The sequence below is a fragment of the Pseudoalteromonas sp. Isolate6 genome (assembly GCF_022398435.1).
In the GTDB taxonomy this organism is placed as follows: Bacteria; Pseudomonadota; Gammaproteobacteria; order Enterobacterales; family Alteromonadaceae; genus Pseudoalteromonas; species Pseudoalteromonas galatheae.
Map to the genome: position 1 here is coordinate 1 of NZ_JAKEVK010000141.1, position 12000 is coordinate 12000.

8 protein-coding genes are annotated in these 12000 nt (G+C 44.5%); 6 read left to right on the plus strand and 2 right to left on the minus strand.

Translation table 11 applies throughout. The annotated features are described in order from the left end of the window. The first annotated feature begins 261 nt into the window (after positions 1-261). Positions 262-1557: a pyridoxal phosphate-dependent aminotransferase gene (locus L1D50_RS16410; RefSeq protein ID WP_138524902.1), complete on the plus strand. Its 1296-nt coding sequence runs from the start codon at positions 262-264 to the stop codon at positions 1555-1557. Positions 1558-1635: 78 nt separating this feature from the next. Here L1D50_RS16410 and cueR read toward each other — a convergent pair whose 3' ends face one another. Both cueR and L1D50_RS16420 read right to left on the minus strand, forming a co-directional pair. After that, positions 1636-2046 (minus strand): Cu(I)-responsive transcriptional regulator, encoded by a 411-nt coding sequence (gene cueR, locus L1D50_RS16415; RefSeq protein WP_239966423.1) that lies wholly within the window; start codon positions 2044-2046, stop codon positions 1636-1638. Positions 2047-2051: 5 nt separating this feature from the next. Further along, a complete protein-coding gene (locus L1D50_RS16420) occupies positions 2052-4430 on the minus strand; it encodes a heavy metal translocating P-type ATPase (RefSeq protein ID WP_239966424.1) in 2379 nt (792 codons plus the stop codon). Positions 4431-4601: 171 nt separating this feature from the next. On the opposite strand from L1D50_RS16420, the gene L1D50_RS16425 reads away from it, so the two are divergent. From L1D50_RS16425 to L1D50_RS16445, 5 genes are all read left to right on the plus strand, one after another. After that, positions 4602-4817, plus strand: coding sequence for a heavy-metal-associated domain-containing protein (locus L1D50_RS16425; RefSeq protein WP_235956711.1), 216 nt, complete (start codon positions 4602-4604; stop codon positions 4815-4817). A 241-nt stretch (positions 4818-5058) separates the two neighbouring features. Next, a complete protein-coding gene (locus L1D50_RS16430) occupies positions 5059-6084 on the plus strand; it encodes a DUF4150 domain-containing protein (RefSeq protein WP_128727388.1) in 1026 nt (341 codons plus the stop codon). Next, entirely contained in the window at positions 6081-9986 is a 3906-nt protein-coding gene (locus tag L1D50_RS16435) for a hypothetical protein (RefSeq protein WP_239966425.1), read from the plus strand. The genes L1D50_RS16430 and L1D50_RS16435 overlap by 4 nt, the downstream gene beginning before the upstream one ends. A gap of 13 nt (positions 9987-9999) precedes the next feature. Continuing rightward, positions 10000-10944, plus strand: a complete 945-nt coding sequence (locus L1D50_RS16440; RefSeq protein ID WP_239966426.1) for a hypothetical protein — start codon at positions 10000-10002, stop codon at positions 10942-10944. Between the two features lie 10 nt (positions 10945-10954). Further along, positions 10955-11920 (plus strand): hypothetical protein, encoded by a 966-nt coding sequence (locus tag L1D50_RS16445; RefSeq protein WP_239966427.1) that lies wholly within the window; start codon positions 10955-10957, stop codon positions 11918-11920. The last annotated feature ends 80 nt before the right edge of the window (positions 11921-12000 follow it).

Below are 12000 nucleotides of genomic sequence, written 5' to 3' on the forward strand. Positions count from 1 at the left end.
GTTTCAGCTTAGGCAGGCATACTACAGAAGCCGAAATTGACTTCGCACTCAACAAAGTTAGAGAAGTCGCAGCGCTAACTTTGCGTGTCTAAATAAAACTAAATTATTCTAGAATAGATAGTTTCAGCTTAGGCAGGCATACTACAGAAGCCGAAATTGACTTCGCACTCAACAAAGTTAGAGAAGTCGCAGCGCTAACTTTGCGTGTCTAAATAAAACTAAATTATTCTAGAATAGATACTTAAGGAGAAAAATATAACAATGGAAAACCTATCAAATTTAGCCAATGCACTCGATTACTCGGACATTATTCACCTTGAGTTTTACGTGCAGGAGCAGCTTGCAAAGGGGAAAGAAATTTGTGATTTGATCATTGGAGATTTTGACACGCAACAATTTCCGATGCCCGACTACCTTACCGCACAGATCCAGCAAGCTTACGAGAACAAGCAAAACGATTACCCTCCGCTTGAGGGGGTGTTATCACTTCGCGATGAGGTAGCAAAACAAACTAAAAAGCACTTTAACGTCAGCTACAACCCAGATACGGAGATGTTGATCTCTGGCGGTGCAAGGCCTTTGCTGTATTCTGCGATGCTCGCTACGGTGAGCGCAGAAGACAAGGTGATCTACCCTGTGCCTTCTTGGAATAACATGTTTTACACCACCATGTGTGGTGGCAAGCATGTGCCAATTGAAACCAGCGAAGCAAATCAGTTTTTACCTACAGCGGAACAGCTTCAAGCACACATATCTGACGCGCGCCTTATCACCTTATGCTCACCGCAAAACCCTAATGGCTCCATGTTTTCAAAGCAACAGCTCGGTGAAATCTGCGACATGGTTGTCGCAGAAAACGCGCGCCGCAGAGCGATAAACGCCAAACCGCTCTACGTTATCTACGACCAAGTGTACTGGATGCTGACAATGCAAGAGGTTGAGCATTATCATCCGGCGTCGCTTTGCCCAGATATCAAGCCTTACTTAATTGTGGTTGATGCTGGCACCAAAGCTTTTGCCGCAACAGGCATTCGAGTTGGGTGGGCGACAGGCCCACACGAAGTGATAGCAAAAATGCAGGTGATCCAAGAACATATAGGTGCAATGGCCCCGACGGCAGAGCAACTTGCCACCGCGGTGTTATTTCAAAATGAAGCCTATCTACAAAGCTATTTAGCCGGCTTTAAAGAAAAAATACTAGCCTCAATGGCGGTACTGCATCAGGGTGTTCAGGATATGAAAGGCGCAGGCATAGCAATCGATTCATTTATACCAAATGCCGGCATTTATATGACCTTGAAGATCGACGCCATCAATATGGAAACCCCCGATGGAAACGTACTCGAAAATGCAGATCAAGTCAGTCGGTATTTAATTGATAGCGCGGGATTAGCACTGGTGCCATTCGCCAGTTTCGGCTGTCGTTCTAAAGCGTCACAGCTTTGGTATCGCGCTGCCGTTTGTACTATTTCACCGAGTGAAATTGAAGCGGCGCTGCCAAGATTACAAACTGCACTGCTTGCACTTACCCAGTCAAAACTATTACTTGAGGCTTAGCGCTATTCTGCACAACAAAAAAGCCAGTCTTCATCATTGAAGACTGGCTTTTTAACGTTTGGCTATTCCAACCTTCGGCTACTTTAGGCTATTTTGGCAAAGCCCATCTAAAATTGGACAGTTTGCATTTTCGTCACCACTACAGTTATCCGACAGCTGCTTTAAGGTTTCGCGCATTTGCTGAAGTTCATTGATTTTATGTTCAATCTCATTCAAATGATGCTGCGCTATCGATTTGACTTCACGGCTAGCACGGTCTGGGTTTTGTAACAAATCGAGTAAAGATTGGATCTGCGCAATAGGAAACCCCAATTTGCGTGCTTGCTTTATCACACCTAGCAATTGTAATTGTTGCGAGTCGTACAGCCGGTAACCCGCTTCACTTCGTTTGCTGCACTTTAGTAGCCCGCTTGCTTCATAATGGCGGATCATCTTTGCCGAGAGCCCAGTACGCTGCGCGGCTTCGCCGATTGTGATCAGTTTTTCCATGACGTTTACTCCTTTGGTTGCCAACGTTGCAATAACAACGCATTGCTAATGACTAGCAAACTACTGGCCGCCATCGCCGCACCTGCAAAAATAGGGTTAAGGTAACCCAGTGCTGCCAATGGAATGCCAATGACATTAAAGATAAATGCCCAAAATAGATTTTGCTTGATTTTGCGATAGGTTAATTTTGCCATCGCTAAAGCAGATGCCACCAAGCTTGGCTCGCCCCGCATCAACGTCATTGCCGACGCGCTTACCGCCACTTCCGTACCTGTTGCCATTGCGATACCCAGATCAGCCTGTGCCAGCGCTGGGGCGTCATTGATCCCATCGCCGACCATTGCCACACAGTAACCTTGCTGTTGGGCATTAGCAATATACTCAGCTTTGTGCTCTGGCAGAACTTGCGCTTTATAATCGTCCAGTTCCAGCAATTTAGCATTGTACTGTGCACTACTTTGGCTGTCTCCAGTCAACATTGCAACTTTGATCCCTTGCTGCTTAAGCTGTTTGACCGCGGTATAAGCATGAGCTTTAAGCTCGTCAGTAAAGTAGAATAACGCCAAAAACTCGCAGCTCAGTTCACTATTTTGGCTCACTAACCAAGATAAAGAAGCGCCCGGTATTTCTTCTGGTAACGCAGGCAAAGTTAAGCCTAACTCTTGCATCCAAAAACCGCTCCCCAAATAGACTGTTTTATCTTGGTATTGTGCTTTAACGCCTCTACCCGCTACCACTTTAAAGTCGCTTACAGGGAGTAGTGACAATTGCTTTTCTTGTGCTTTATTGACCACAGCCTTGGCAAGCGGGTGTTCGCTGTATTGCTGTAACGATGCCGCCAGCTGTAACACATCGTCTTGATGATACGTAAAAGTGTGCATATTGCTAAGCTCTGGTTTGCCCACCGTAAGCGTGCCCGTTTTATCAAAAATTACCATATCGATGGCCGTTGCTTGCTCCAATGCACCAGCATCTTTTACTAAGATCCCATAGCGCGCGGCAGTGCCAGTACCTGCCATAATCGCGGCAGGTGTTGCTAAACCAAGCGCACACGGGCAAGCAATAACAAGAACCGCCACCGCATTAAGAATACCCGTTGGCCAATCTCCTGTGCTGAACCCCCATGCAAAAAATGTAATGAGCGCAATCACCAATACCGCAGGTACAAATACCGCACTCACTTTATCCACCAACGCTTGCACAGGTGCTTTCGCGCCTTGTGCTTGTTCTACCAAACGAATAATTTTTGCCAAAGTTGATTCCGCACCAACACTGGTTGCATCCACTTCAAGCACACCATCAAGATTCACCGAACCACCAGTCACTTTGTCTGTTTGTGCTTTATAAACAGGCACGCTTTCACCGCTGATAAGCGCTTCATCTACCTGTGAGTGACCTTCAACTACAACGCCGTCAACCGGTATACGCTCACCAGGTTTGATCAATAGTCGTTCGCCACTTTTTACTGCCGCAGCTGGGACTTCTTGCCAATTGTTATCACGCCAGACCATAGCCGATGTTGGCCTTAAGCTTTCAAGCGCTTTAAGAGCGCTGGTTGTACGTCGCTTGGCTCGGTGTTCAAGATACTTGCCCAACAGCACCAAACTCAGCACGGCACTGCTGCTTTCGAAGTATAAATGCGGAGCGCCATGCTCACCGCTGAATGTCCACCACAAATACAGCGACAGGCCATACGCTGCACTGGTGCCGATGGCCACCAGCAAATCCATATTCCCCGTCCCCGCTTTTATTGCTCCCCATCCGGCACGATAAAAACGCGCACCAAAATAAAACTGAACAGGTGTTGCCAGTGCCCATTGCATCCATGCCGGGAGCATCCAGTTTTGGTTAAACAGCATGGCAAACATGGGTAACACCATAGGTAAGGTGAGCGTCAGTGACGCCACTGCTGGGAACCAATCAGCGCGATAAAAGGGAGTTGCTGTAACTTGTTCGTTTAACTCATCAGGGGCTGCTTGTTGCTGTACCACAGTGTAACCGGCGTCGTTAAGCTTGGCTTCTATTTCAGCGAACGGTAACTCTGCCACTAAAGTTAAGGTTAGCTTTTCAGTCGCTAAATTGACCTCGGCTTTAATTACCTGCGGTAATGCTTGCGCTGCCTTTTCCACTCGGCTCACACAAGACGCGCAAGTCATGCCTTTAACTTGATATTGCACTTCACTGGTATTGACCTTGTAGCCTGCATCTTTGACCGCACTCACCAACGCCGATACATCCGCACTGCCTTCAACAGACACCGCTTCCAAGGCTAAGTTAACACTGGCACTGACAACACCAGACACTTTCTCTAAGGCTTTCTCAACTCGGCCAACGCACGAGGCGCATGTCATGCCCGATACATTAAATTTTATTACCTTGTCCATTTCTATCTCCGCAAACGCGTTCATTCTCATTTTGGACACTAACCCTTACCCTCATGGTAAGGTCAAACAAAATTGTTCATTCATCTAACAGAAGCTTATTGTTAAATATTAGTTGACCTTACCATCAAGGGAAGCTTCACAGTGCAAACTCTTTAATCCACAAAGGAAATAATGATGTTAAGGCTAAGAGTAGAAAAAATGGTCTGTGGTCACTGTGTAAAAGCAATCACAGAAGCAATGCAAGCAGCTGATAGCCAAGCGCAAGTAGATGTCCGCCTAGATGATAAAATCGTTGAAATTTCAAGCACCAAAGGAGAAGACGAGATTATCGCTATTATTGGCAATGCTGGCTATAGCGCAGAACTCATCAACGAAAGCTTTGCCTAGCTGACTATCTCCCAGAAGTTATCAATCCAAGTCGACCCAAACCACTTTGCATTGGTAAGGTGGTTTATCCGCTCACTTCCTCCTTCATTGCCACTCGCAATTGTTTTATACAGCTCACGTTAATAAACGCTCACAATAATGCCCACTTTGACAAAGCGCAGACAATGCGGAAAAATTACGCCGTTTGTATTAGGTAAAATCAATAAAACTGCGACTAAAGGAATAATTTAAGGACAACACAATGAGCTTTATCGGCGCCGGTGCAGGCAACGAAGCCCAGAGCGTGCAATACAATGTCGACGCGCAAACTGCCAAATTACGAACCTCAGGTTCAGCTTCTTGGCGACACAACAATCCAGCCTTACTGCCATTGAATATTAGTGCAAAGCGAAATCAAGCGCTTGGACAAGCCTATCATATTGCCATATTTCCCGACCGTGCTGCAGGAGAGCAAGCTTTTTTAGAAGAAATCGAAAGAGCCAAATACGGCGATTTTACCTTAGGCCAAATGGTCAATGCGTTTATTCCTGACTACATCATCGACCCACCACAATGGGATGAACAAAACCAAACGGCTGTTCTACCGCATATTGAGCCAATAACGGGAATGGATGTTAATCTGCCAATTAGTGACCCACAAGCATTCTTAGATTTGGTAACCCTTAAGCTGGGTTGGCAAGTAGGAACAGAGAGCGATGTTGCCAGAGATTTTGAAGCCGAAGCCAGACAAGCGTCTATCGTGTCAAACGCGAACGTTCTCATTAACGGTAGAACCGCTGTGCATAGCGGCAGCGGCGGTGTGTTAAGCACAGTAGACGTTTGTTTGACTAAGATAGGCAAAGTGGTTGTGCCTATTCCTTATGGCAACATCGCCCGCTCATCAGACGCCGCAAGCGTTGCCAGTTCAGTAAAAATTCAAGGTAACGGTGCGGCCAATATCAAGTCTAACTTTTCAAAAAGTACGGGAGACCAACCCGGTAATAAAAAAGGTATCGCTAGTCGAACATTGGGTAAAAAAGCGGAGTTTCTGCAAGGCAGCTTTGATGTTTACATCGAGGGAAAACCGGCGGTTAGGCAGGGAGATTTAATGGTATCTAATAATAAAAACACGCCCCCCGCACCATTGAACCAGCCCGGTGGTGCCACTCCTGCAGGCCTTGATGTAGTGCTTGGCGCAGAGCCACTAAGCCAAGATGGTACGAATAAGATCAATATAAAAGTGTCGGGCAGTAGCAAACCTAGCGATGAAGAAGTGAAGATAGGATGAGCCACACTTTACCAACCAAAACCAATGCTAACAATAATTTTAGAGAACTTGTTTTTGAGGGCTATGCAAGCGACAAAGAAGTGGTCTCTTTGATGCTCAAAGACACCTCGGTTGATGGCACGAAAGAAGGCTATTATAAGGTCCCCCTTTACACTTCAAACACAGTAGACCAACAAAGCAGCGATGCCGACATTGAGCTGGTGCACATTTATCCATTTTTATACGACACGCCAGAGCAGCAACTACAATCAGCCTCTCCAGTAACCAGCGGATTTATCTATATTTATGTCGATGGCTATTTATGGCGTGAACTACAAGTTATCGAGCCTGAAGACTTTGATGCCCCGGCGCTATTCTCAGATGTGAATTTGTATTGGCAAAAAGGTTTTTTAAGTTGGAAAAAGTCGGCCAATAAGCCTAACTCACGACCGCAAGGCACACGTGCAGCAACCTGTAAGCCAACCAGCAGCATTCTCGTCCCGCATAAACTAAATGGCAACGAAGTAAGCGTAGAAATCGCATGGTCTGAAGTACAGTGGTCATGGGAGCAGATCTTGTTGTTTGGCGGTTTTAATGAGCAGGATCCGCGTTTAAATACCGGCACGCCACTCGCTGACGAAGAAAGACATTGCCCTGCCCCAGAAGGTGCAGCAGCGCTCAGAGCACAGCGCATGACTAAGCTGGATAACTTAGGGCAGTTTGCCACAGGCTATAACGACCAAGGCAAAGTCGTCAACACCCCGACACTTCATCAAAAACTGCACCTTCCAGAGCGCGATAAAATCGCCCAAGTGCCGATTTTTGACGGGATCCATGTGGCTCGATATTTCATTTCACAAATTCAAGATCTCACCACGGATATTCAGCACTTACTCAATAAGTTATCAGGGTTAGATAGTGCAACCGGTGAAATTGATCTGCAACAACAAGCTAAATATGAGCTCGCCAGCTTTATGGTGCAGGTTTTTTACCATCAAGCCGATTCGATTTTAGATAAAGACATTGAAATTCAAAGCAGTGGAGAGAAGCTTGTAGAGTTAGATGAAGACGCAGTCGACTTTGCCAATAAATTAAAAGACTGGCGCACTTCTCATTTAGAGGAAGATAAATTCTTTAAGTTTTTGGAAGAAAAGGCCTTCCAAAAACTTGCTCGCCGCATTGCAGAAATCTCTGACGAACTAGTCGAGTTCTTAAACCAAGAATCTCTTAGTGCAGGTTTTACTGAATGCTTCAAAGACTATGCCTACCAATCAGATCTGAGGTTCTTTGAAGCATACGACTTGGTCACCGATGTATTTCTCGCGTTAAAGCCTCACCCAGCCGCACCGCTTGCATACCTTAATACAGACAAAGAGTTTTGGCATGAGTTAAGTTCAGGCTATCAGGGGCAAGACTTTATCCTGCAATGTCTGGGTCAACACCCAGCAAAACCAGCTAAGCAAATCACCCAATTTTTGTTTCCAAAGCCCACAGGCGACAAACTACATGACTACGAAAAGGCGGAATATGATCGCTTTGCATTGCCTTTAACTAGCGCCAAAATACAAAAGATCCATGATCAAGAAGCCGTTTTGCCACAAGAAGAGAGTGAGCAAATGGGGCGCCGCCTCTCCCAAGTGATTATGGGTTTAGCAGGCAGTTTATTCGAAATTCCAGAGGCCGCTTATAACCTCTCTACACATCCGGGGACGCTTGGGGAACAAAAGGCCCAAACTCGTGAGGCAATGGATGCAACACAACATGAGATAACGCAGTCAGAACAAGCCCTTATCAACGCTGAAAGAGAAAAAGCAAAAGCATTTAAAGAGTTACAAGAAAAGCATGCTGAATATGAGTATAAGAAGAGTGTACTTGAAAACTTAACAGAGCAAGAATATGGAATGAGCAGAGCGCAGCTTGATCAACAATTAGAACAGGAACGTGCGCGTCTACGAGAGTTAGAGGCTAAATTTGCTAAAGCAAAAGTTGCCGTCAGTCGTTCTAGAAAACAGGTTAGCTCTTTTGTGAAGGTAAACAGTGCTTGGAAGAAGTATCCGTTCGCAAAGCTCATTGATGCAAAAGCGGACGTGTTGCAACCTTTGATGCGCTTGGTCGATATCTCAGCACCTGGGTACCTAGTTGAAGTGGAAATGAGAGTACAAGATTACCTCAACGGGAATTTTCCTGAAGGGTATATGCCACTTGATCCTCAGTCTCGAAAATTGGCTGCAGAAAAGCAAATTAAAGAACTCAACCAAATTATTCGCGGCAGTAATAAACGCAAAATAGACGTTGGATATAAAGGCTCTAAGCTCAAACTATCGTTAGAAGACGTACTTAATTTAAACAAACGACTTGAGTTTCTAACCCAGTCTCTCAATCAAGCGGAAACCATCACAACGATAGAAAGCAAAAACAAAACCATCGCATACTTGATAAAAATTACTGGTGCTGATGTCTCAGCCAAGTCAGCAGAATCAACAGCCCAAGCAATATATGATACGGCTGTAGAAGAGGCAAAACAGTATGCAACAGAGTTAGATAATCAACATGCAACACTTAAGAAGTTGTCTGATAGGCTCGCAAACTTACAAAAATGGCAAAATGCGGCTGTTACGGAGTCTGTATCTGGGCAGTCATTAAAGGGAGGAATGGCGGGTATACTCGGTATTGTATATATCTTTGAAGTCGCTAACTTTCGACAAGCCTTTTTGAATTTCGAATTCTCACAAAGAAAGTTTGCTGATATTACTGGCGCAATATTCGACTTAGCGGCTATTCATTTCTCAGCTCTCTCTATGGTCACAGAGATGAAAGCTGGGTTACCTAGCCTGCGCCAATATCAGGAATTTCAACAGTACAAAATGGCTAAAGGAAATCTCGGTGCCGTTCGTAAGTTTGGCCCTGAGTTTGCGAAAAAAGCAAACATCATTACATGGACAGCTAGATTAAACCTCCTAGCATCTGCATACAGTGCCGGATTGTCAGGCTTTGATGCCTATTACGCGTTTAAGCGCGGCGATTCTGGTGGCGCTGCTGGCCTTAGTATTGCAACTGCAGGCTTCGTCGCGCTGGCGGTTGAAACCGCGCCCACCATACTTGCCACGATCACCAGAGGCGTTATTTTAAACCCCATGAGTAAACTGGGCTATGTAGGACTCATTCTAGTATTACTTGGATATGGTATTTATTATCTATTACGCGATGAACCACTAGAAGCTTGGATTAAAGCGTGCCCTTGGGGCAGTGACGCATATGGTGGTGGCGAGCGTGATTGGTTTGGTGACAACCCCTATTACTGCTGGAAAACAAACCCCGAATATGCACTTCATAGTCTCTATGATCAGTTATTTTCTCCAAAAATATTTAGTGACGTATCTGTTGTACAATTACACACTCCCTCTCGGATATATGACAAGGTAACCTCCAAAGGCAAGTTCCAAGTTGCAAAGTTTAATGTGCAAATTCCAGGTCATATTCCAGAATCAGAACTTGGTTACTTAGACATTCAGCTAGACATTCGCCCACTATTAGCTGGAAAACCTTGGAGCTCGTTAATTGCTGTTGCACCCACGGGACAAGCTCAAACAGCATTGGATTACTTTTGGCAAAATACCAATATCATCGTTAATCCTAGTTTAACGGGTTTCATTATTGAATTTGAAGAAAGTGCTCTTTATCCCTATTTTGATAAATTCAATCATTCTAAAATTCAAATCAGAATGCGTTGTCGAAAATATCCTAGAGGCAAAGGAGCAACAATATACTCAGGTTCATCTCAAGAGTTAAGGTTACCTGCGTCAGAAAGAGACGAAGAAGGAAAGATAGAAAAGCCAGACTTTTGGGCTGAGCAAGTCATTAACGTCGAAATCGAAGATTATGGCATGAGCCCTGCTGGCGTGTTGCAGCGACTCCTAAATTAACTGAAGGCTACCCATGAGAGACAAGTTAAAATCCAATCAATCAGTTCTTGCTTTTATAGCAATTTTGGTAAAAAAAATTGTTGAAAAGGTGATGGAAACTGAGGGTAAAAAGGAGACGCAAACGTTAACTCCTTCGGCACCTGTAGATAAGGTAGTGCATGATCGGCCAATAGAAGAAACACCCCTGCTAAAAATAGAGGACTCGACACCACGAGACTTTAACATTAGTAAAGGGATGTTGAAGGTGAGTCCTGCGGTATCTACTCAGACTCAACCAGTCCAACAAAATAACCTCTTTTCTTCTGATAAACGAGTAGCGCTTGGTGGTGTCGATTTTTCACGAGCTGGTAAATTAGCAAACATTGTATTTGCCTATATGGCATCCATCATCGCGCTACTTTCAATTATTTTTTATTTCGGTAGTGGTGATAGTTTTTATTTATGGCTCACCACAGGATTACTGGCATTTGCTTTGTCCCTGTTTGTCTATGTTTACCGTGTTAAACACTATACTTCTGAAGTGCTACGGGTCGACTTCTTTCGAAATACCGGCCTTGTCACTTTTCCCACTGGCAATAACGAAGGGAGTTTCTCGTTAACACTTGATGAAGTTGAGCTGTATATTGTAAAGGTCTCCTCGGGTAAAGGTGTGAGGCATAACTTGGCGTTTTTAGCCCCGCTGCGATACCCAAAAACACTCAAGCGCCAGACACTTTATTCAACCGATTGGGAGCCAAAGGATATGGACAGCAGTGTGCAGCTATGGAGTGAAATCCACCGTTTTATGGATACCACTCAACCCATACCAAGTTCGTTTTATAAAGGTTGGCAAGAAACGATAGAAAGTCCCTACCTTGACCACCAAGACCATATTCAAATATTAGGTGAAGATTTAGTAAAACAAGCGCCTTTTTATGACCTAAAAAATAACCGTCCACTAGATAAAGTATTTTGGTAGCAGTAAAACGATGAAAGCACACCACAAGGAAGTCAGCCCTCCCCATAACCGCATCCGGAAAAAAGTGGTGGCGTTACTCGCTTTAGGTTTTCAAAAAATTGTAAGTAAGGTTATGGAAACTGAGGGCAAAAAGGAGACGCAAACGTTAACTCCTCCGGCTCCGGTAGATAAGGTAGTGCATGATCGGCCAATAGAAGAAACACCGCTGCTAAAAATAGAGGACTCGATACCACGAGACTTTAAAATTAGTAAAGGCATGCAAAAAGTGGCTGTAAATAGTAAAGCAGACTTTGTCTTGCAAGATAATAACGTGCTCTCATCGAACCAACGTATCGCATTAGGCGGAGCTGACTTTGCGCGAGCAGGGAAACTTGCGAATATCGTTTTTGCTTATATGGCCTCAATATTTGCGCTTGTTTGTCTCCCCGTATACCTAAAAGAGTCTGAGCCTCATATTCTTTACCTTATGATTGGGTTAGTGGTGTTTGCAAGCTTCGTTTTTTATCGAGTTCAGAGAATTAAGCACTATACTTCTGAAGTGCTACGGGTCGACTTCTTTCGAAATACCGGTCTTGTCACTTTTCCCATTGGCAATAACGAAGGGAGTTTCTCGTTAACACTTGATGAAGTTGAACTGTATATTGTAAAGGTCTCCTCGGGTAAAGGTGTGAGGCATAACTTGGCGTTTTTAGCCCCGCTGCGATACCCAAAAACACTTAAGCGCCAGACACTTTATTCAACCGATTGGGAGCCAAAGGATATGGACAGCAGCGTACAGCTGTGGAGTGAAATCCACCGTTTTATGGATACCACTCAGCCCATACCAAGTTCATTTTATAAAGGCTGGCAAGAAACGATAGAAAGCTCCTATCTTGACCATCAAGACCATATTCAAATATTAGGTGAAGATTTAGTAAAACAAGCGCCTTTTTATGACCTAAAAAATAACCGTCCACTAGATAAAGTATTTTGGTAATACGCGAATTAATCGCTATAACAAGGAGTTTTTGTGACAATAAAAAAATTAGTTAATAAGTGCGTTGATCACATTCTAGA

Excerpts from the sequence above, each read along its gene's own strand:
- L1D50_RS16410 (WP_138524902.1), top strand. The coding sequence starts at position 262 with ATGGAAAACCTATCAAATTTAGCCAATGCACTCGATTACTCGGACATT.
- cueR (WP_239966423.1), bottom strand. The coding sequence starts at position 2,046 with ATGGAAAAACTGATCACAATCGGCGAAGCCGCGCAGCGTACTGGGCTC.
- L1D50_RS16420 (WP_239966424.1), bottom strand. The coding sequence starts at position 4,430 with ATGGACAAGGTAATAAAATTTAATGTATCGGGCATGACATGCGCCTCG.
- L1D50_RS16425 (WP_235956711.1), top strand. The coding sequence starts at position 4,602 with ATGATGTTAAGGCTAAGAGTAGAAAAAATGGTCTGTGGTCACTGTGTA.
- L1D50_RS16430 (WP_128727388.1), top strand. The coding sequence starts at position 5,059 with ATGAGCTTTATCGGCGCCGGTGCAGGCAACGAAGCCCAGAGCGTGCAA.
- L1D50_RS16435 (WP_239966425.1), top strand. The coding sequence starts at position 6,081 with ATGAGCCACACTTTACCAACCAAAACCAATGCTAACAATAATTTTAGA.
- L1D50_RS16440 (WP_239966426.1), top strand. The coding sequence starts at position 10,000 with ATGAGAGACAAGTTAAAATCCAATCAATCAGTTCTTGCTTTTATAGCA.
- L1D50_RS16445 (WP_239966427.1), top strand. The coding sequence starts at position 10,955 with ATGAAAGCACACCACAAGGAAGTCAGCCCTCCCCATAACCGCATCCGG.